The organism is Xanthomonas arboricola (assembly GCF_003353015.1).
GTDB classification, from domain to species: Bacteria; Pseudomonadota; Gammaproteobacteria; order Xanthomonadales; family Xanthomonadaceae; genus Xanthomonas; species Xanthomonas arboricola_E.
Map to the genome: position 1 here is coordinate 241,752 of NZ_QREM01000010.1, position 19,568 is coordinate 261,319.

Below are 19,568 nucleotides of genomic sequence, written 5' to 3' on the forward strand. Positions count from 1 at the left end.
CCGGCTGCGCCCCGCCCCGACACCCCGGTGGCCGGCCGGCCAAGCATAGCCTGCAGCATGCCCCACAACACAACAGCCCCGCATGTGCGGGGCTGTTGTGTGATCACTGCACCGATACGACGAGTGGATCAGTCGATGTCCAGGAACGAACGCAGCTGTTCCGAACGGCTCGGGTGACGCAGCTTGCGCAACGCCTTGGCCTCTATCTGACGAATCCGCTCGCGGGTGACGTCGAACTGCTTGCCGACTTCTTCCAGCGTGTGATCGGTATTCATGTCGATACCGAAGCGCATCCGCAGCACCTTGGCCTCGCGCGGGGTCAGCCCGGCCAGCACGTCGCGCACCGTCTCGGAGAGATTGATGTTGGTGGTGTTGTCGATCGGGGACTCCACGTTGGTGTCCTCGATGAAGTCGCCCAGATGCGAATCCTCGTCGTCGCCGATCGGGGTTTCCATCGAGATCGGCTCCTTGGCGATCTTCATCACCTTGCGGATCTTGTCCTCGGGCATGTCCATTTCCTTGGCCAGCTCCTCCGGCGTGGCCTCGCGGCCGAACTGCTGGAGCATCTGGCGGGAAATGCGGTTCAACTTGTTGATCGTCTCGATCATGTGCACCGGAATACGGATGGTGCGCGCCTGATCGGCGATCGAACGGGTGATGGCCTGGCGGATCCACCACGTTGCATACGTCGAGAACTTGTAACCGCGACGGTATTCGAACTTGTCCACGGCCTTCATCAGGCCGATGTTGCCTTCCTGGATCAGGTCGAGGAACTGCAGGCCGCGGTTGGTGTACTTCTTGGCGATGGAGATGACCAGGCGCAGGTTGGCCTCGACCATTTCCTTCTTGGCCTTGCGTGCCTTGGCTTCGCCATAGGCCATCGCGCGGCTGATTTCCTTGATCTCGCCCAGGGTCAGGTAGTTGGCCTTCTCCATCTCGATCGAGCCCTGCTGCTCGGAGACGATCTGGTCCTTGACGTCGCGCAGCGCCGACGACCACTTCTGCTTGCGCTTGAGTGCGTCTTCGACCCATTCCAGGTTGGTCTGGTTGCCTTCCCAGGAGCGGATGAAATCCTTGCGCGGCATGCGTGCCACGGTGGTGGCCAGGTGCAGCACCTTGCGCTCATGGTCCTTGATGCCGTTGACCACACCACGCAGCTGGGTGACCAGCGCATCGGTCAGCGGCAGCGGCAGCTTGAGCGTGGTGAAGATGGCGGCCATGTCCTCGCGCGCCTTGACCACCAGCTTGTGCTCGGCGCCGTTCTTGGCATAGATCTTCTTGAACTTGGCGTATTCGTTGGCCAGGTTCTCCATGCGCGTGGCCACTTCCACCGGGTCCGGACCGGTCGGGCCGGCCTCTTCCTCGGCAGCATCGTCATCGCCGTCTTCGTCGTCGTCTTCATCGACCGCGTCTTCGTCGACGGCGACCGGGCCGGCGGCGGCCAGCGCGGCAGCGGCGGCGTCGGCTTCTTCGATCAGGTCGTTGAAGCCGACCACGATCTCGGCCAGACGCTTCTTGCCTTCCTTGTGCGCTTCGTAATCGGCCAGCAGCATTTCGGTCGACAGCGGGAACACGCCCAGTGCTGCCTGGACCTGGCTCAGGCCTTCCTCGATACGCTTGGCGATGGCGATTTCGCCTTCGCGGGTCAGCAGCTCGACCGTGCCCATTTCGCGCATGTACATGCGCACCGGGTCGGTGGTGCGGCCACCTTCGGTGTCGAGCGCGGTCAGCGCGGCGGCGGCTTCTTCAGCAGCGGTATCGTCAACCTCGCGGTTGCCGGTGTTGCCATCGTTGAGCAACAGGGTTTCAGCATCGGGTGCAACTTCATGGACATCAATGCCCATGCCGTTGATCATGCTGATGATGTCTTCGATCTGCTCCGGGTCGACCAGGTCGTCGGGCAGATGGTCATTGACTTCGGCGTAGGTCAGATAGCCCTGTTCCAGGCCCTTGCTGATCAGTAGCTTGATGTCGGATTGCTGGGCAGGACGTTCGTTGGCCATGAGTGCTCGCGCCACCGGCTTTGAGATTGGAAAGAGAACCTAGCATTATACCAGCGTGAAGCCCGGTCTGCCGGATTCAAGACAGGACCGCTGGTGGACGTGGGTTTCTAGGGTCTGAGAAGGAAGGTCACCGGGCCGTCGTTGACCAGGTCGACAACCATATGGGCCCCAAAGCGCCCGGTTTCCACCCCGCCGCGATGTTTTTCGCGGCAGATCGCCACCAATTGATTGAACGCCCGTTCAGCCTCCGCGGGCGGGGCCGCCGTGCTGAAGCCGGGGCGATTGCCGGAACCGGTGTCGGCGGCCAGGGTGAACTGGCTGACCAGCAGCAGACCGCCGCCGGTGTCGGCGAGTGAGCGGTTCATCTTGCCGGCGGCGTCGGCGAATACGCGGTAGCTCAGCAGGCGCTCGGCCAGGCGCCGGATCTGCGCGTCGCTGTCGCCGGGCTCGACCCCGACCAGCGCCAGCAGCCCGGGACCGATCTGCCCGACGGTCTGCGCATCGACCGTGACTGCGGCGCGGGTGACACGCTGGATCAGCGCAAGCATGGGCGTTCTCGGGCAGCAAACTGTGCCGCGCAGCATGCCCAGCGTCGCCGGTGCTGTCACGCGCGGGTCATCGCCGGCCACGCTGTTTAGAATTGCGCGGATGAAACCCGATGTCCGCGCCCGCCTGCTCTACGCCACCGCCGCCACCGTGGGCCGCCTGCCGTGGCCGCTGCTCAAACGTGTGGCCGATGCACTGGCCTGGAGCTGGCGCAAGCTCGATGCACGCGAGGCCCGCGTGACACGCCGCAACCTGGAGCTGGCGTACCCGGAACTGGATGCCGGCCAGCGCGCGCAACTGCATGCGCAGGTGCTGCGGTCGACCGCGCGGCAGACGCTGGAAGTGCTGCGTACCTGGACCCGCCCGCCGGCCGAGAACCTGGCGCGACTGCAGCGCAATGGCCAGGAACTCTACGACGCGGCGCTGGCCTCCGGGCGCGGCGTCATCGTGGCCGCGCCGCACTTCGGCAACTGGGAGCTGCTCAACCAGTGGCTGTCCGAACGCGGGCCGATCGCCATCGTCTACCGCCCGCCGGAGTCGGACACGGTGGACGGTTTCCTGCAGCTGGCCCGCGGCGGCGACAACGTACGCCAGGTACGTGCCGAAGGCCCGGCAGTGCGGCAGTTGTTCAAGGTGCTCAAGGACGGCGGCGCGGTCGGCATCCTGCCCGACCAGCAGCCGAAAATGGGCGATGGCGTGTTTGCGCCGTTCTTCGGCATCCCCGCCCTGACCATGACCCTGGTCAACCGACTGGCCGAGCGCACCGGCGCGATCGTGCTGTATGGCTGGTGCGAACGTGCCGGCGGCGACCTGCAGTTTGCGTTGCATGTGCAGCCGGCCGACCCGGCAGTGGCCGACGCCGACCCGGTGCGCGCCGCCAGCGCGCTCAACGCGGGCATCGAACAGATCGCCCGGCGCGACCCGGCGCAATACCAGTGGACCTACAAGCGCTACACGCTGCGCCCGCCGGGCAGCGGCGAGGCCAACCCGTACGCCACCGAGCGGCATCCGCACTGACGCCGCGGCGGGCTGCAGGCAGATCCGCTCGTGCAAAGCGCCGCCGCCGTTGCGGCGTCGGCAACCACCGTCGCAGGCTCAATCGTCGTGCGGATCGGCCGGGGTGGCGAGGATGCGCTGATAGAACGCCAGGTCCAGCCAACGGCCGAACTTGAAACCGGCCTCGCGCACGGTGCCGGCATGGGTGAAGCCGAACTGTTCGTGCAGGGCGATGCTGGCCTGATTGCTGGCATCGATACCGCCGACCAGCACATGCACGCCACGCTGCTGCGCCGCCGCGATCACGCCCTGCAACAGCAGGCGTCCCAGGCCCTTGCCGCGATGGTCGCGGTGCACGTAGATCGAATGCTCCACGCTGTACTTGAACGCCGGCCAGGCGCGGAAGGTGCCGTAGCTGGCAAAGCCCATCAGGCTGCCGTCGGCTGCCTCCACCCCGATCACCGGAAAGCCGCCCGCGCGCTTGGTCGCAAACCAGCCGACCATGCTCTCCGGTGGCCGCGGCTTGTAGTCGTACAACGCAGTCGAGGTGGCGATGGCGTCGTTGAAGATGTCCAGGATGGCGCTGGCGTGGCGGTCTTCGCTGCAGTCGATGAGAGACATGGGGTCCGGTGCGGGCAGGGGGTCTGGGGATTAAAAGGCATTGCCCGGCGATGAACAACGCAGCCAGCATGCAACCAATCCACGCCTGCCGCGCAACTCAAACGGCGGACGCTGGATGCAGCGTTCCACCCGGCCGTGGCGACTGGCGCTTGCCAACCACGCGACAATGGCCGCATGCGGCAGGCAACGGCCGCGGCGGCGTCCGCCTTGAAGCGGCCGTGGCAATCCCCATCTGGAGTCGTGCATGAGCAGCCCCGTCCCCTCCCCCAGCGCACAGGCCTTCGGTGATCCGGCGGCGATCCGCTGCGAGCGCGCCGCCTCCGAACTGCGCGCCGGCCGCCCGGTGCTGCTGACGGCGGCCCACGGGCAGGCGCGCGCGGTGCTGGCGCTGGACAGCAGCACCGCGCAGTCCTATGCGGCCTTCGCGCGTGCGGCGCAGCGGCGTCACTATCTGTTCGTCACCCCGACCCGGGCCCAGGTGCTGGGCCTGAGCGCACCGCAGGGCGCACGCGTGGCACTGGCCGAGCACGACTACGACCAGCTCGCTGCGCTGGCCTACCTGCGCGACACCCCGGTGCCCACGCAATGGACCGCGGGCGATGCGCTGGACGCAGGCGCGGTGGAGATCGCGCGGCTGGGCCTGCTGCTGCCGGCGATGCTGGCGGTGGAGCTGCACGACGCGGATGACCACGCCGCCTTCGCCGGTTGCCAGTCGCTGGCACTGGACGATCTGGGCAGCGGTTGCGCCATCTCCGCCGCTGCCGGCTACGAGCTGGTCACCCGCACGCCGGTGCCGTTGCGCGGGCTGGGGATGAGCGAGTTCGTGGTGTTCCGCGGCGGGGTGGCGCAGCGCGACCAGGTGGCGATCGTGGTCGGCCAGCCCGACCTGTCGGCCGCAGTGCCGGTGCGCGTGCATTCCTCCTGCCTGACCGGCGATCTGTTCGGCTCGCTCAAATGCGATTGCGGCGACCAGCTGCGGCATGGCCTGGCCAAACTGAAGGACCTCGGCGGCGGCGTGCTGCTGTATCTGGACCAGGAAGGCCGCGGCACCGGCATCGCCGCCAAGATGCGCGCGTACGGCTACCAGCATGCCGGCCTGGACACCATCGACGCCGACGCGCAACTGGGCTTTGGCCCGGACGAGCGCCGCTACGGCAGTGCGGTGGCAATGCTGCGCGGCCTGGGGATCGGCCGGATCCGGCTGCTGACCAACAATCCCGCCAAGGCCGAGCGCCTGCGTGCGGCCGGTATCGCGGTCGAAGACCGCATCCCGGTGACCGGCGACATCACTGCGGAAAACGAGCAGTACCTGCGCACCAAGGCCGCGCGCGCCGGGCATGCGCTGGATGTGGACGCGCTGATCCTGGCCGCGCAGTAAGCGCCGCCTGCGCCGGATGCGCCCGCCCTCGGCGCCCGGCTATGCTTGCGCACCGCTCCTGCAGGCCAGGCTTGTGCACGAGGTTCCACCGCCGCACCCCGAGGTCATCGTCGCTGCCGCACAGGCCCCGGCCGTGGACCACACCCGATGGCAACCGCTACCGCGACGCGGGGCCTATGTGGCCGGCGTCAACGGCGCACTGGGCGGCGGATGTGTCGGGTTGATCGCCGCCGGCGTGACTGCCACGGCGTTGCACGCCTGGCATCACTGGCCGGTGGTGCTGGGCCTGACCGTGGTTGCCGCGCTGCTGGGCGCGTGGTTCGCGGTCAAGCGGCATCGGCTCACCCACTGGAAACTCGACCACCACGGGCTGGCGCTGCAACGCGGTCATCTCTGGCAGAGCGACACGCGCATTCCGATTTCGCGCGTGCAGCACGTGGACCTGCGCCGCGGCCCGATCGAGCGCGCCACCGGGCTGACCACGCTGGTGGTGCATACCGCCGGCAGCCGGCTCAACGCGGTGGCGTTGTCCGGCCTGGACCAGGGCGATGCCGAACGCCTGCGCGACCGTCTCGCCCGCCAGCTCGATCACGACGACGACGCACTGTGAGCGCCATCGAACATCCCGGCCAGGACGAACAGCGCCTGCATCCGCTGTCGTGGGTGTTCGTGCTGCTGCAGCAGATCCGCCAGTTCCTGATTCCGCTGGCAGCGCTGATCCTGTTCGGCAGCCGCGACGGCAGCCGCGACTCGGCCGACCACATCGCCACCGGTGTGGTGATGGCAGTGCTGGTGGCGATCTCGGTGCTGCGCTATTTCACCTACCGCTACCGCATCGGCACCGATGGCGTGGCGATCCGCAGCGGTCTGCTGGAACGCAGCCGGCGCGACATCCCGTTCGCGCGCATCCACAACGTAGCGGTGCATCAATCGCTGCTGCACCGGCTGGCCGGCGTGGCCGAGGTGCGCCTGGAATCGGCCGGCGGGCACAAGCCCGAGGCGGAAATGCGCGTGCTGCGGCTGGACCAGGCGCTGGCGCTGGAAGACCTGATCCGTCGCCGCACGCATGATGCCGACATCGCCACGCCGCAGAGCGTCAACGACGGCAATACCTTGCTGCGCTTGCCGACCGGCGAAGTGATCCGGCTGGGGCTGATCTCCAATCGCGGCATGGTGGTGGTGGCAGCCAGCTTCGGCGTGATCTACCAGATGATCCCGCGCCGCACGGTGTCCAACTTCGTCGAGCACAACGGCGAGCTGGCGTACCGCTATGTCAGCCAGATCCATCCGGGGACGGCCGTCGCCGCGACCCTGGTGGTGCTCGCCACCGTGGCCGTCCTGATCGCGATGCGTGCGCTGTCGGTGGCCCTGGCGGTGGCGCAGTACCACGGCTTCCACCTCAGCCAATCCGAGCGCCGCCTGACCGTGGAGCGCGGCCTGCTGACGCGCATCCGCAGCAGCGTGGCGCTGCGGCGCATCCAGTCGTGGACCTTGTACGAAAGCCGCCTGCATCGCCTGTTCGGCCGTCGCCAGTTGCGGGTGGACACCGCAGTGGCCGGCAACGGCGACAGCGAAGGCAGCGCGTTGAAGGAACTGGCGCCGATCGCCGACCCGCAGCGCTGCGATGCCTTGTTGCAGCGCCTGCTGCCGGGGATTGCCTGGCCGCCGGCGCAGTGGCAGGCGATCGCCACGCATTGCTGGTGGCGATTGAGCCTGCCCACGCTGTTGGTGCTGCTGCCGCTGGTGGGCGGCCTGGCCTGGCAGTTCGGCAACCAGGCGGCGTGGTTGCTGCTGTGGTTGCCATGGAGTGCGTTCAAGGCGCATCGCCAGGTGCAGCGCATGGGCTATGCGGTGGATGCGCGGTTCGTCGCCGTGCGCGGCGGCTGGTGGAAACGCTGGTGGCGGCTGGCCGAGCTGGACAAGCTGCAGGCGCTGCAACTGCAACGCTCGCCGCTGGATCGCCTGTCCGGCACCGCCACGCTGTGGCTGGACACCGCCGGCGCCAGCCCGACCGGCCCGGGCTTGCGCCTGCGTTTTGTGCCGTTGGCGCAGGCGCAGGCGCTGCAGGCGCAGTTGGGTGCCGCGTTGGCGCGGCGCAAGCTGCGTTGGTGAGTTGGGAATCGGGATTGGGGATTGGTTGGAGGCTGCTGATTGGCAGCCGCTGGGAGCCAAACCCCGGTTTCAGCGCCGGGACGGGCCCCAGTATCCGAGTTCGCGGCGGATCTGCAGGCCGCGCCACACTGCGCCCAGCGGCTTGCGGCGCAGTGGACCGAGCTTGCCGGCGATGAAGTCCTCGGTCGCTGCAATCACCCGCTCCGACGATTGCCCGTCGCGGTACGGATGGATCGCGTCGGCATAACTGGCCAGCGCGCTGCGCAGCGCCGCATCCGGCGCCAGCGCGCGCGCCAGCTGCTGCGGCAATTGTTCGGGCTGCTGGAAGTCCAGCATGTGCGGCTGCGGCACGCGGTTGCGGAAGGTCACCACCGGTTTGTGCTGCACCACGAACTCGGACACGATCGACGAGGTATCCGACACCAGCACATCGGCCGCACGTTGCGCGGCCATGACCTGTTCGGGTTCGACAAAGCATGCATGCGGCCCGGCCAGCGCGCGATAGCGATCGAACAGCTCCGGCGCGCACTTCGGATGCAGGGTCAGCAGCCAGTAATGCGCACCGCGGGCGATATCGGCAGCGATCTGGTCGTAGAGCGCGGGCGCGGCGCTCAGGCGCTCGGTAAACGTGGAGCCGAACAGGATCACCGGCCGCCCGTTGGCGGGCGCGCGCAGTGCAGCGCTGTGTCCGCCATCGTCGCGAAACACCGGGTCGAGCTTGGGCCAGCCGGTTTCGACCACGGCGAAATGCCCTTCGCGCGCGGCGAGTGCGCGAAATGGCGCCGTGGTGGCCGGGCCCTGCGTGCAATACAGATCGAACAGCCCGCGCACGCGGAAGTGCCCGCGGTTGTCTTCGCGCTTCTGCACGTTGAAACCATGGAACAGCTGCACCTTGGCGCCGGCAATGAACGGCGGCACCCAGTTGGCCGCGCTGAACACCGCATGCGGGCGCAGCGCCAGCGCCTCGCGCAGGCCGACCTGGCGCACATCCGGCAACGCCAACCCGCGTGCAGCGCCCTCGAACCACGCCGACACGGCGTGTCCGCGGGCCTGTAATGCCTGCGCCAATGGCGCCAGAATAGGCAACGCGTAACGCTCCGTTGCGAACAGCAGGTATTGAGCCATCACATGTCCTCTTCGACCGCACCCGACGAACGGCCGCGCATCAGCGCCTGCATTATCGCGTTCAACGAGGCCGATCGCCTACGCGACTGCCTGCGCTCGCTGGCGTTCTGCGACGAGATCGTGGTGGTGGACTCCGGCTCCACCGATGCCACCGCGACGCTGGCCACCGCACACGGCGCACGCGTCCTGCAGCGCGCCTTCGATGGCTATCGCAGCCAGAAGGCGTTCTGCGTCGCGCAGGCCAGCCACGACTGGGTGCTGTGCCTGGATGCCGACGAACGCGTCAGCGACGGCTTGCGTGCGTCGATCATCGCCGCGCGCGATGGCGGTTTTGCCGGTGCAGCCGGCTACCGCTTCGCACGGCTTTCGGATTATTTCGGCCGGTTCCTGCGCCACGGCAATGCCTATCCGGATCGGGTGCTGCGCCTGTTCGATCGACGCCGCGGCGGCTGGCGCGGCAAGCGCGAGATCCACGAGGCGGCCAGTGTCGACGGTGCAGTCGCAACCCTGGCAGGCGACCTGATCCACTATCCGTACCGCTCGCTGGCGCAGCAACTGGCCAAGACCCAGCGCTACGCGCAGATGATGGCCGAGCACGACTACGCGCGCGGCAAGCGTGCGACCTGGAGCAAGCTGGTGCTGGCGCCGGCCTGGCGCTTCTGGCGCGGTTACCTGCTGCGCGGCGGGTTTCGCGATGGCTGGCACGGCTTGATCTACGCCTATGTCCGCGCCAACTACGTGCGCCAGAAGACCATCATGTTGTGGCTGCTGCAGCACGACCAGCCGGTGCAGGATCCGCCGCGCGTGGACGATCGCCGCGACGGCTGAACGCAGCGACCCGCATGCGACCTGGCGACGGCTGCGCCCGCCGCCAGGTCGGCGCTCCGAGCCAACAGTCACCTATCCGATGATGGGGCCGAGCCCACCACCCACCGCAAGTCCGCTCGCTAGCCCTTGTCAGCCGCTCGAGCCGGGAACTCCTGCGCCTGGCGCGCTGCCAGGCCGACCAGCACACCGACCATCGCCGTGTAGAAGCTGGCCGAGACCTGGTGCGCAAACATCGACTGGGTCAATCCGCACAGCGCGTAGCTGACCACGATCATCACCCCGGCCGCCGCCGGCCCGCGGAACTGGCGCTGGCCGCTGCGGCGATGCAGCCGCACGAAGATCCACAACGGCACCCCGTAGACCGCAAACAGCAGCAACAGCCCCGGAACGCCCTGGGTGGCGCCCCACTCGGCCAGATCGTTGTGCGCATGGCCCAGATGACAGCGCAGCAGCCAGGTATCGCCGGCACAGACCGGCAGCTCGCGCATCGCATCGTCGAAGCGACCGACGCCGATGCCGGTCAGCGGATGCGCGCGCAAGGTATCCCAGGCCACATGCAGGCGCTCGATCCTGGCACCGGCGGAGGAATCGCTGTCGCCGACCTCGTAGCGTTGCAGGTCGCTCTGCAACTCGCCCAGGCGCATCTGCTGGGTCAAGGCCGGCACGCTGAGCACCACGACTGCGGCCAACACCGCACCGCCGACGAAGGTCAGCAGACGCAGGCGTGCGCTCTGCCAGGGCGCGCCCCAGATCAGCACGCCCAGGGTCGCCAGCAACGACAACCACACCCCGCGGCTGCCGCTGAGCACGATCACCACCACCGTGGCGATGGCCGCGCCCGCCAACCAGCGCAGGTTGCCCGGCGGACGGCAGAACACCGCCACCACCAGCAGCATCAGCGCGATATCGGCAAACACAATTGCATTGGTCCAGCCTTCGGCGCGGTCGGCACCATTCATCACCTGCAGCATGGCAATCACCATTGCCGCGAACACGCCGGCCAGCGCGCCACGCCATAGCCAGACCTGGCGCGGCTGCAGCGCGTACGCCCACAACGCCGCCCACGGCAGCACCAGGAACCGCGAGCGGTTGTCGACATCGCGCAGCCCGTGTTCGAACAAGGCGATCGACAGCAGCGACATGGCGATCACCGCCACCGTCAACCATCCCAGCGCGCGCAACGCCCCGCTGCGCGCGACGACGCCCGCGCGCAGGCTGCGCCACCCCACCAGCGAGCCGAGCAACAGGCACAGCCCGAAGGGCAGCAACCCGCTCGGCATGCTGACCACCAACGCGGTCAACGCGAACAAGCCCAGTTCGGCGATGCCCGCGCCTGCCGGTGAGGCGATGGGAGCCGACGAGGAAAGCGAAGCGGGCTGGGTGGGCAAGGAGTTCATTCAGACATCGGAGGCGGAGGGGGGCGGGATCGGGCGATGCGCATCAGCGACGCCGGCCAAGCTAACGATGTCCCGCATGAATCCATGCTAGACGACGGCCGGCGGTGGCATTGACCGGCTGCCGTTGGCGGCGGGAACCTGCGCTGCGGCGGCTCATTCGGTGTCCAGGTTGCCCTGCTCCTGCGCTTCCACTGCCCGCTGCTCGGAACTCGCCACGCAGCTGCCATGCACCGCATCGGCCGGTACCAGCCACCAGCGACGACGATTGGCCACTCCCACCATCTGGCTGCGGCTGCGGTCCACGCAGGCCAGCAGCGCGGTCTCCTGCGCCATCAGCCAGCGGTGCTCCGGGCGTTGTGCCTGCCAGGCCACCGCCCGCTGCAACTGCTGCTCCCACGGCACCTTGAAGCCGAAGGTCTGCGCAGGGCGGTCGGCCATCAGCAGGTTCTGCTCCTTCCAGGCCACCAGCCCGAGCTGCGCGTCCGGGCCGATCCGGCGCCCGGCCTCGCGCATCACCGCGCCGGCCGAACTGGAATCGTTGAAGATCGGATAGCAGACCAGCCCGAACGCCACCCACCAGGCGCCCAGCAGCGAGGCGGCGGCAAGCGCGGAGCGGCGCACCCGCAGCAGCAACAGGCTGGCCGCGCCCCACAGGCCCACCGCCAGCAGCAGCCAGCCGAGCGGGTCGGTGGCCTCGCTGCCGACCCCGCGGCTGTCCATGATCTTCTGCTCGAACCCCGGGTGCCCGATCAGCATCGCCGCACCGCCGGCAGCGAAGGCCAGCGTCAGCAGCACCACGAATCCGAACAGCAGCCGCTGCACCCCGGCGCGGCGCAGCAGGCCTGCCGCCAGCGGCGCCAGCGCCAGGCAGACCATCGGCAGCGCCGGCAGGATGTACACATCGCGCTTGCCGCTGGGAATGGTGAAGAACAGCAGCACCAGCAGCCACCAGGCCAGCGGCAACAGATAGCGCGCATCGCGTCGCTTGAGCCGGCGCCACCAGGCCGGGATCGCCCAGGGCAGCACCAGGATGGTCGGCAGCCACATCGTGGCCATGCCCTTGAAGTGGTACCACACCGGCTGCGCGTGATCCCAGGAATTGGCGTAGCGCTTGGCGGTCTGGCGCAACAGGATGTCGTTGAGATAGACGCGGTATTCGGGCTGGCCGGCGGTCAGCGCGGTCACGATCATCGGCACGAACCACAGCAGGATCGCGACGAAGAAGAACAGCGGCCCCAGCCAGAAACGCCGATCGCGCACATGCACGCGCACGCCCGGCCAGCCGCGCGCAGCCGCAATGCCGGCCGGGATCAGCATCAGCAGGGCGATGATGCCGACGCCCTTGGTGATCACGCCCAGCCCGGCGGCGAACCAGCCCAGCGTCCACCAGCGCCAGGCCGGCCCCAGCAGCAGATGGCGCAACAAGCCGTAATTGGCCAGGGTGATCCAGAACACCACCAGCGGATCGATCTGCGCCTTCTTGGCCTGGAAGGTGAAGTGCAGCGTGAACAGCAGCATCCACGCTGCATACGCCCCCACGCGCCGGGTCCACAGCCGCCGCCCGAGGTCGTACACGCAGGCCAGCGTGCCCAGCGCCGCCAGCAGCGACGGCAGCAGGAACGCCACCCGCCAGTTGCCCAGCAGCGTGTAGAACAGCGCCTGCAGCCACATCAGCATCGGCGGCTTGTCCGAGTACAGCTCGTTGCCGCGATGCGGGAACAGCCAGTCGCCGCTCATCACCATCTGCTTGGCGACCAGTGCAAACCGCGGCTCGTCCGACGGCCAGGGGTCGCGCAGCCCCAGGCCGGCACCGATCACCAGCACGGCGGTGATGGCCAGCAGCCAGAAATCGGTGGAAGCACGAGTCTTGAGCATGACGGGTGGCGATGGGGGCACAGGTGGAGCGCCGGGTTCGGCGCGGTCAGGACGCTTTTAGCAAAAGCGCGTAGAAAAAACCGTCGCAGTGCCGCTCGCCGGGAAAACGCTGCCGTCCGGCACCGGCCGCGTGCCCGAATTGCGCACCCAGCGGCTGCGCCCGTGCGTCGGCAGTGCGTTGCAGGAAGGCATCCACCTGCGCCTGGTTCTCGCGCGCCAGCAGGGAACAGGTGGTGTAGAGCAGCTGCCCGCCCGGCCGCAACGTGCGCCAGCTGGCATCGAGCAGACGCGCCTGCAACGCACACAGGGCGTCGATATCGTCGGCACGGCGATGCAGCAGCACGTCCGGCTGACGGCGCACCACGCCGGTGGCCGAACACGGCGCATCCAGCAGCACCGCATCGAACGGCTGGCCGTCCCACCAGGCGGCGGTCTCGGCCGCGTCGGCCACATGCAGGGTCGCCTGCGCGCCCGGCACGGTGCGCTGCAGGGTCTGCTGCACCCGCTCCAGCCGGCGCGCATCCACATCCAGCGCGGTGAGCTGCAGGCCGGGATGGCGCTCCAGCAGATGCGCGGCCTTGCCGCCGGGTGCGGCGCAGGCATCGAGCACACGCGCAGACGGCGCCAGCACCAGCGCATCGGCCACCTGCTGCGCGGAGCCGTCCTGCACCGAGACATCGCCGGCGGCAAAGCCCGGCAACTGGCTCACCGGCACCGCGCCGTGCAGACGCACCGCATCGGGCAACACCGCGTCCGTTTCGGCGCCGATGCCCAGCGCGGCCAGGCCTGCGACATAGCCGGCCGGGTCGATCCGCGAGCGCTGCACGCGCAGCCACATCGGCGCCATCTGCGCGCTTGCCTCAAAGATGCTCTCGGCCTGGTCGCCCCAATCAGCGCGCAATTGCTTGCGCAGCCAGGACGGCCAGCCCGCATCGGCGGACACCGCCGGAAACCCCTCGCGCTGGGCGCGCCGCAGGATCGCGTTGACCATGCCGGCCTGACGCGGCCGGCCCAGCGCGCGGCACGCGTCCACGGTGGCCGACAACGCCGCATGTGCGGGCAGCTGCAGCACGTCGAGCTGGGCGAAGCCGGCCATCAGCAGCGCCTTCAGTTCGGCATCGCGCGGCGGCAGCGGGCGTTCCAGCCATTGCCGCAATGCCACGTCATAGGCCGGGCGGCGGCGCAGCACCGCAAAGCAGATCGCCTCCACCAGCGCGCGGTCGCGTGGATCGCTCAAGCCCGGCAGGGTCGCGGCCAGTTCGGCCTTGAGCGAGCGGCCCTGGTCGAACACCGCCGTCAGCACCCGTGCCGCGGCCAGACGCGAGCCGACGCCCGACGTTGCGGTCTCTGCCGACATCAGCGCAGCGCCGGCAGGTCGCGGCGCGCGTTGAGGTAGTCGGCGGCGGTGATCGCCTTGCCGCCCTCGCGCTGCAACACGCGCACCCGCAGCGCACCCTGCCCGCAGGCGATGTCGATGCCCTGCTTGCTGGCAGCGAGCAGGGTGCCCGGCGCCTGCTGATGCGCCAGCTCCAGCGCCACCGCGCCGTGCAGGCGCACGCGCTCGCCGGCCAGCAGCGCTTCGGCCACCGGCCACGGATTGAACGCGCGTACGCGCCGCGCCAGTTCCTGCGCCGGCTGCGCCCAGTCCAGCCGCGCCTGCGCCTTGTCCAGCTTGTGCGCGTAGGTCACGCCCTCGGCCGGCTGCGGTTGCGCCACCGGACGGATGCCGGCACGCAGCAGGCCCAGGCCATCGGACAGCACCTGCGCGCCCAGCGCGGCCAGGCGGTCGTGCAGCTGGCCGCCGGTTTCCTGCTCGCCGATGGCGATGCGCTGCGACAGCAGCACCGGGCCGGTATCCAGCCCGGCTTCCATCTGCATCAGGCAGACACCGGTTTCGGTATCGCCGGCCTCGATCGCGCGCTGGATCGGCGCGGCGCCACGCCAACGCGGCAGCAACGAGGCATGCACGTTCCAGCAGCCGTGGGTCGGCGCGGCCAGCACCGCCTTGGGCAGGATCAGGCCGTAGGCCACCACCACCATCAGGTCGGCATTGAGCGCGCGCAGCGTGGCCAGCGCCTCGGGCGAGCGTAGCGTCTGCGGCTGCAGCACCGGGATGCCGCGCGCGATCGCCTCCAGCTTGACCGGCGAGGGCGTCAACCCACGGCCACGGCCGGCAGGCCGATCCGGCTGGGTATAGACCGCCACCACTTCATGCCGCTGCGCGGCGGCGCGCAACGAGGCGACGGCAAAATCCGGCGTGCCGGCGAATACGATTCTCATAGGGCGGGGATTCGGGAGTGGGGATTGGGGAGTCGCAAGGGCGGATTCGGCAATCGGTGAGAGAACCGGCTTTGCGAATCCCGACTCCCAAATCCCAAATCCCGGCCGTCAGGCCACGTGCTTGCGCTGCTTGGCCAGTTTCTTGCGCACCATCTCGCGCTTGAGCGGCGACAGGTAATCGACGAACAGCTTGCCGTCCAGGTGATCCATCTCGTGCTGGATGCACACCGCCAGCAGGCCGTCGGTGCTCAGCTCCTGCGCCTTGCCGTGGCGGTCGAGATAGCGCACGGTGATCGCGTCGGCGCGGGCGACATCGGCATAGATGCCCGGTACCGACAGGCAGCCTTCCTGGTACACCTGCTCGCCCTGCCTGCCCACGATCTCCGGGTTGACGAACACTTGCGGCAGATTCTTCTCGTCGCTGACGTCGATCACCATGAAACGCTTGTGCACGTCCACCTGACTGGCGGCCAGGCCGATGCCGGGCGCCTCGTACATGGTCTGGAACATGTCGTCGAGCAGGGTCTGGAAGGCCGGGCTGGTGAGCTCGGCAGCATCGACCGGCACGGCCTTGGTGCGCAGCCGCGGGTCGGGGAATTCGAGGATAGGGAGCAGAGCCATTGGGATTACCGGTCTGGGAACACCGGCGCTGCGCCGGCAAGACGCTGTCATTCTAGCGCAATGCTTGCGTGGCGCCCCGGTTTCTGCACTATAGTGCGCGGACCTGTTGGGGAATCAGGCAAGAAGGTACTCATGTTGAACCGACTTCGTACGGTCGTCGCCGCGGCGATGCTGACCGTCGCGACCTACGCTGCCGCGCAAGCGGTGGGCGAGCATCCAGACACCTACGTGGTCCGCAAGGGCGATACCCTGTGGGACATCGCTGGACGTTTCCTGCAGAAGCCGTGGTTGTGGCCGGAAATCTGGCAGGCCAACCCGCAGATCCAGAATCCGCACCTGATCTATCCCGGTGACGTGATCAGCCTGGCCTACCTGGATCGCGTCGCCAAGGGCAGCGTCCAGCCCGGTCCGCGCCAGGAAGCGCCGATCAACGCGATTCCGCTGGCCGATGTCGAGCCGTTCCTGAAGAACCTGCGCGTCACCGACGACTTCGACCAGCTGCCGTACGTGGTGGGCCTGGAAGGCGGCCGCGCGCGCGCCACCACCGGCCAGGTGGCCTATGTGGTCGGCCTGGACGCTGCACAGCCCGGCCAGCGCTTTGCGGTGGTGCGCCCGACGGTGAAGTTCAGCCTGCCCAAGCACAACGAAGACCTCGATGCGGCCGGCAACATCACCGCAGGCGCCGGCAACATCTGGAAGAACTACATCGCGCCGAGCACGCGCCGCGAGTTCCTGGGCTATGAGCTGGCACAGGTCAACGTCGGCACCATCACGCGCAGCGCGGCGGGCGGCAACTCCAAGGCGGCCACCCTGCTGCTGCAGGACAGCGGCCGCGAAGTGCGCGCAGGCGATCGCATCGTCGCCGTCGAGGCGCAGCCGTACGACCTGCAGTTCATCCCGCATCCGCCGTCGGAACAGGCCCTGCAGACCGAATTGCGGGTACTGGCCATCTCCGACGCCTTCATCGTCGGCGGCACCCGCGATGTGATCGCCATTTCCGGCGGTGCCCGCGAAGGCATCAACAACGGCACGGTGTTCTCGATCTGGCGCAAGGGCCGCACGGTCAGCGACCGCGTCAAGCATTCGCGCTTCTCGCGGACCGACGACGACTTCAGCGGCCCGGCCGGCTCCACCGTCGGCCTGCCCGACGAATACGCCTCGCACGCGATGGTGTTCCGCACCTTCGACAAGGTCAGCTATGCGCTGGTGATGGAAAGCGTCAAGCCGACCGGCCTGGGCTACTTCGTCAAGCATCCCGACGCGCAGTAAGCGAAAATTCCGATGCGGTAATGCGACGGCGCCCGAGGGCGCCGTCGGCGTATGCGGCCTACGCTGGCCCCATGAACCTGACCGCTCCCGACCTGCGTTCACTCCTGATCCTGGTGCTGGCTGGCGGCCGCCGCCCGCCGCGACGGGCGCTGCTGACGAATGCCAGCGCACCGGCCGAGATCCTGGCGGGCGGATCCGAAGCATGGCGCGCCGCCGGTTGCGACGAGGAGCAAGCAGCGCGCCTGCAAGCTCCGGACAAGCAGTTGCTGGACACGGCGCTGCGCTGGTGCGATCAACCCGGACACCACGTCATCGGCTGGAGCGATCCCGACTACCCCGCCCTGCTGCGCCACATCGTCAATCCGCCGCTGGCCCTGTTCGTGGATGGCGACCCGAACGCGCTCTGGCACCCGGGCGTGGCCGTGGTCGGAAGCCGCTCCGCCACCGCCGGCGGCCGCGACCACACCCGTGCATTCGCCTCCAGCCTGGCCGGCGCCGGCCTGGCCATCGTCAGCGGCATGGCCGCCGGCGTGGACGCGATCGCACACGAGGCCGCGCTTGCCCGCGCCGGGGCCATCACCGTGGCGGTGGTGGGTACCGGCGTGGACGTGGCCTATCCCGCGCATCACCAGTCCCTGCGCGATCGCATCGCCGCGCGTGGTGCGGTGGTCAGCGAATACCTGCCCGGCACCGGGCCGGTCGCCGGGCACTTTCCGGCCCGCAACCGGATCATCGCCGGGCTGGCCCTGGGCACCGTGGTGGTGGAAGCGGCCATGCGCTCGGGGGCGCTGATCACCGCGCGGCTGGCGGCTGAGGCCGGGCGCGAGGTCTTCGCCCTGCCCGGCTCGCTGCACAATCCGCTCGCGCGCGGCTGCCATCACCTGATCCGCCAGGGCGCCACCCTGGCGCAGGAGCCGGCCCAGGTCATCGACGGCCTGCGCCTGCTGTCGGGCGAACTGGCAGACGCCTTGCGCCAGCGCCTGGCTGCCCCCACTGATCAGGCCAGGACACCAGCGCAGGCCGGCACGGCGCGCCCGGATCCGGACTACCAGCGCTTGTGGCAGGCGCTGGGCCACGACCCAACCCCTATGGATTGCCTGGTCGAACGCACCGGATTGACGGCCGCTGCGCTGTCCTCCATGCTGATCATCATGGAACTGGAGGGAGACGTGGTCACCGAGCACGGTCGCTATACCCGCAATCCCTAGTTTCTTCACCTCCACAGCGTCGCGCGACGCAGGCCGAGGGGCAATGAAAGAGAGCATTCTTGATGTACTGCTGTACCTGTTCGAACATTATTTCAGCGAAGATGCGGACCTGGTCCGCGACCGTGACTCGCTTCAGAACGGCCTGATCCAGGCCGGTTTCAGTCCCGCAGAAATCAGCAAGGCCTTCGACTGGCTGGACGCGCTCTCCGAGCAGCGGCCCAGTGTCGCGCGCCCGCATGTCGATGGACCGGTACGCATCTACCACGGCCCGGAGCTGGACAAGCTCGATGTGGACTGCCGTGGGTTTCTGCTGTTCCTGGAACAGCACCGCATCCTGGACGCCGACCAGCGCGAGCTGGTGCTGGACCGCGCCATGGCGCTGGACCAGGACGAACTGGACCTGGACGACCTCAAATGGGTGGTCCTGATGGTGCTGTTCAACCAGCCGGGCGCCGAAGCGGCCTATGCCTGGATGGAAACGCAGATGTTCCTGGACGAGCCTGAACCCGTACACTGAAGCGGAAGCCGCAACGGAAGCGTGCGAGGGGACGGCAATGAGCAGTTGGTATTATGCCGAGGGCAATCGCCACCGGCATGGCCCGGTGGACGGCGAGGCCTTGCTGGCGCTGTATCGCGATCGCGTGATCGCACTGGATACCCTGGTCTGGCGCGAAAGATTCGCCCGATGGGTGCCGCTGTCAGCGTGTGCGGACGAACTCGGGCCGCCGGTCTCCACCGATGTGCGCGCCGCGGCGCTGCCGCCGCCACTGCCCCCGGGTCCGCCTGCGGCGGCTCACCATGCACCCGCCAGTTCCCCCGCTCCGTCAGTGCAGTTCCAGCCAGGTAACGGGCCGGGATGGCCGCTGGCGTTGGTGCTGGGCGCGGTGGTGGGCATGTTCGTGCTGGTGGCGATGATCGGCATCCTGGCGGCGATCGCGCTGCCGGCGTACCAGGACTACACCGCGCGCGCCAAGGTCGCCCGGGCGGTCACGGCGCTGGCGCCCCTGAAGCCGCAGATCGCCGGATTTCTCGCCCGGCAAGGCCGTTGCCCGGTCAATGGCGACGCCGGCTTCCTTGCGCCCGAGCGGTATGCAGACCAGGTCCTGGCCAGCGTGCAGATCGGCCGTTTCGACACCACCGAATGCGGCGTCGAGGCACTGCTGCATGCGCCGGGCATGACCAGGATCGATGGCAAGGCGCTATGGCTGGATTTCGACGCGGACGCCGGCACCTGGCAGTGCAGCTCCGAGATCGAGGACAACCACCTTCCGCCGGACTGCCGCGGCTAGTCAATCGCTTTACCCAAGGG

The 19,568-nt window shown here is 68.6% G+C and carries 18 protein-coding genes; 9 read left to right on the forward strand and 9 right to left on the reverse strand.

Annotation, left to right across the window (positions count from 1 at the left end):
* Positions 1-128: 128 nt before the first annotated feature.
* Together rpoD and dtd are read right to left on the reverse strand one after the other, a co-directional pair.
* The gene (gene rpoD, locus C0541_RS18505) at positions 129-2,003 is read right to left on the reverse strand and encodes an RNA polymerase sigma factor RpoD (RefSeq protein WP_016902493.1); all 1,875 of its coding nucleotides are present in this window, start codon (positions 2,001-2,003) and stop codon (positions 129-131) included.
* Between the two features lie 107 nt (positions 2,004-2,110).
* Complete coding sequence (gene dtd / locus C0541_RS18510; RefSeq protein WP_115050818.1) at positions 2,111-2,551, reverse strand: D-aminoacyl-tRNA deacylase; 441 nt, start codon at positions 2,549-2,551, stop codon at positions 2,111-2,113.
* On the opposite strand from dtd, the gene C0541_RS18515 reads away from it, so the two are divergent.
* On the forward strand, positions 2,550-3,566 hold the full coding sequence (locus C0541_RS18515; protein WP_193725964.1) for a lauroyl acyltransferase: 1,017 nt from the start codon (positions 2,550-2,552) through the stop codon (positions 3,564-3,566). The two genes, dtd and C0541_RS18515, sit on opposite strands and share 2 nt — an antisense overlap.
* A 78-nt stretch (positions 3,567-3,644) precedes the next feature.
* Here the strand turns inward: C0541_RS18515 and C0541_RS18520 are convergent, their stop codons facing one another.
* Positions 3,645-4,166 (reverse strand): GNAT family N-acetyltransferase, encoded by a 522-nt coding sequence (locus C0541_RS18520; protein ID WP_115050820.1) that lies wholly within the window; start codon positions 4,164-4,166, stop codon positions 3,645-3,647.
* A 244-nt stretch (positions 4,167-4,410) separates the two neighbouring features.
* Between C0541_RS18520 and ribA the strand changes: the two genes are divergently transcribed.
* The 3 genes from ribA (at position 4,411) to C0541_RS18535 (ending at position 7,656) form a co-directional block, all read left to right on the forward strand.
* A complete protein-coding gene (gene ribA, locus C0541_RS18525) occupies positions 4,411-5,544 on the forward strand; it encodes a GTP cyclohydrolase II RibA (protein ID WP_115050822.1) in 1,134 nt (377 codons plus the stop codon).
* A 133-nt stretch (positions 5,545-5,677) separates the two neighbouring features.
* On the forward strand, positions 5,678-6,154 hold the full coding sequence (locus tag C0541_RS18530) for a PH domain-containing protein (RefSeq protein ID WP_115051159.1): 477 nt from the start codon (positions 5,678-5,680) through the stop codon (positions 6,152-6,154).
* On the forward strand, positions 6,151-7,656 hold the full coding sequence (locus C0541_RS18535) for a PH domain-containing protein (protein WP_115050824.1): 1,506 nt from the start codon (positions 6,151-6,153) through the stop codon (positions 7,654-7,656). Before C0541_RS18530 ends, C0541_RS18535 begins: the two co-directional genes overlap by 4 nt.
* Positions 7,657-7,725: 69 nt before the next feature.
* Here C0541_RS18535 and C0541_RS18540 read toward each other — a convergent pair whose 3' ends face one another.
* Entirely contained in the window at positions 7,726-8,784 is a 1,059-nt protein-coding gene (locus C0541_RS18540) for a CDP-glycerol glycerophosphotransferase family protein (RefSeq protein WP_115050826.1), read from the reverse strand.
* Here C0541_RS18540 and C0541_RS18545 point away from each other — a divergent pair, their 5' ends adjacent.
* Complete coding sequence (locus C0541_RS18545; protein WP_115050827.1) at positions 8,785-9,609, forward strand: glycosyltransferase family 2 protein; 825 nt, start codon at positions 8,785-8,787, stop codon at positions 9,607-9,609.
* A 119-nt stretch (positions 9,610-9,728) separates the two neighbouring features.
* Here C0541_RS18545 and C0541_RS18550 read toward each other — a convergent pair whose 3' ends face one another.
* From C0541_RS18550 to def, 5 genes are all read right to left on the reverse strand, one after another.
* A complete protein-coding gene (locus tag C0541_RS18550) occupies positions 9,729-11,006 on the reverse strand; it encodes an O-antigen ligase family protein (protein WP_115050829.1) in 1,278 nt (425 codons plus the stop codon).
* 153 nt (positions 11,007-11,159) lie between these two features.
* Positions 11,160-12,881, reverse strand: coding sequence for an ArnT family glycosyltransferase (locus tag C0541_RS18555; RefSeq protein ID WP_115050830.1), 1,722 nt, complete (start codon positions 12,879-12,881; stop codon positions 11,160-11,162).
* 46 nt (positions 12,882-12,927) lie between these two features.
* Positions 12,928-14,238, reverse strand: coding sequence for a 16S rRNA (cytosine(967)-C(5))-methyltransferase RsmB (gene rsmB, locus C0541_RS18560; RefSeq protein ID WP_115050832.1), 1,311 nt, complete (start codon positions 14,236-14,238; stop codon positions 12,928-12,930).
* Positions 14,238-15,161 (reverse strand): methionyl-tRNA formyltransferase, encoded by a 924-nt coding sequence (fmt, locus tag C0541_RS18565; protein ID WP_115050834.1) that lies wholly within the window; start codon positions 15,159-15,161, stop codon positions 14,238-14,240. Before fmt ends, rsmB begins: the two co-directional genes overlap by 1 nt.
* A 108-nt stretch (positions 15,162-15,269) precedes the next feature.
* The gene (def, locus tag C0541_RS18570; RefSeq protein WP_115050835.1) at positions 15,270-15,782 is read right to left on the reverse strand and encodes a peptide deformylase; all 513 of its coding nucleotides are present in this window, start codon (positions 15,780-15,782) and stop codon (positions 15,270-15,272) included.
* A gap of 132 nt (positions 15,783-15,914) precedes the next feature.
* Here def and C0541_RS18575 point away from each other — a divergent pair, with 132 nt between their 5' ends.
* The 4 genes from C0541_RS18575 (at position 15,915) to C0541_RS18590 (ending at position 19,548) form a co-directional block, all read left to right on the forward strand.
* Positions 15,915-17,051 carry a LysM peptidoglycan-binding domain-containing protein gene (locus C0541_RS18575; RefSeq protein ID WP_115050837.1) on the forward strand — a complete coding sequence of 379 codons (1,137 nt, stop codon included), beginning with the start codon at positions 15,915-15,917 and terminating at the stop codon, positions 17,049-17,051.
* 71 nt (positions 17,052-17,122) lie between these two features.
* Positions 17,123-18,259, forward strand: a complete 1,137-nt coding sequence (gene dprA, locus C0541_RS18580; protein ID WP_115050838.1) for a DNA-processing protein DprA — start codon at positions 17,123-17,125, stop codon at positions 18,257-18,259.
* 43 nt (positions 18,260-18,302) lie between these two features.
* Entirely contained in the window at positions 18,303-18,776 is a 474-nt protein-coding gene (locus C0541_RS18585) for a DUF494 family protein (RefSeq protein WP_003484452.1), read from the forward strand.
* Between the two features lie 37 nt (positions 18,777-18,813).
* A complete protein-coding gene (locus C0541_RS18590; protein ID WP_115050840.1) occupies positions 18,814-19,548 on the forward strand; it encodes a pilin in 735 nt (244 codons plus the stop codon).
* Positions 19,549-19,568: the final 20 nt, after the last annotated feature.

Bases quoted from the DNA above. Each gene is read 5' to 3' on its own strand.
- rpoD (WP_016902493.1), bottom strand. From the start codon at position 2,003: ATGGCCAACGAACGTCCTGCCCAGCAATCCGACATCAAGCTACTGATC.
- C0541_RS18515 (WP_193725964.1), top strand. From the start codon at position 2,550: ATGGGCGTTCTCGGGCAGCAAACTGTGCCGCGCAGCATGCCCAGCGTC.
- dtd (WP_115050818.1), bottom strand. From the start codon at position 2,551: ATGCTTGCGCTGATCCAGCGTGTCACCCGCGCCGCAGTCACGGTCGAT.
- C0541_RS18520 (WP_115050820.1), bottom strand. From the start codon at position 4,166: ATGTCTCTCATCGACTGCAGCGAAGACCGCCACGCCAGCGCCATCCTG.
- ribA (WP_115050822.1), top strand. From the start codon at position 4,411: ATGAGCAGCCCCGTCCCCTCCCCCAGCGCACAGGCCTTCGGTGATCCG.
- C0541_RS18545 (WP_115050827.1), top strand. From the start codon at position 8,785: ATGTCCTCTTCGACCGCACCCGACGAACGGCCGCGCATCAGCGCCTGC.
- C0541_RS18550 (WP_115050829.1), bottom strand. From the start codon at position 11,006: ATGAACTCCTTGCCCACCCAGCCCGCTTCGCTTTCCTCGTCGGCTCCC.
- C0541_RS18555 (WP_115050830.1), bottom strand. From the start codon at position 12,881: ATGCTCAAGACTCGTGCTTCCACCGATTTCTGGCTGCTGGCCATCACC.
- rsmB (WP_115050832.1), bottom strand. From the start codon at position 14,238: ATGTCGGCAGAGACCGCAACGTCGGGCGTCGGCTCGCGTCTGGCCGCG.
- fmt (WP_115050834.1), bottom strand. From the start codon at position 15,161: ATGAGAATCGTATTCGCCGGCACGCCGGATTTTGCCGTCGCCTCGTTG.
- def (WP_115050835.1), bottom strand. From the start codon at position 15,782: ATGGCTCTGCTCCCTATCCTCGAATTCCCCGACCCGCGGCTGCGCACC.
- C0541_RS18575 (WP_115050837.1), top strand. From the start codon at position 15,915: ATGTTGAACCGACTTCGTACGGTCGTCGCCGCGGCGATGCTGACCGTC.
- dprA (WP_115050838.1), top strand. From the start codon at position 17,123: ATGAACCTGACCGCTCCCGACCTGCGTTCACTCCTGATCCTGGTGCTG.
- C0541_RS18585 (WP_003484452.1), top strand. From the start codon at position 18,303: ATGAAAGAGAGCATTCTTGATGTACTGCTGTACCTGTTCGAACATTAT.
- C0541_RS18590 (WP_115050840.1), top strand. From the start codon at position 18,814: ATGAGCAGTTGGTATTATGCCGAGGGCAATCGCCACCGGCATGGCCCG.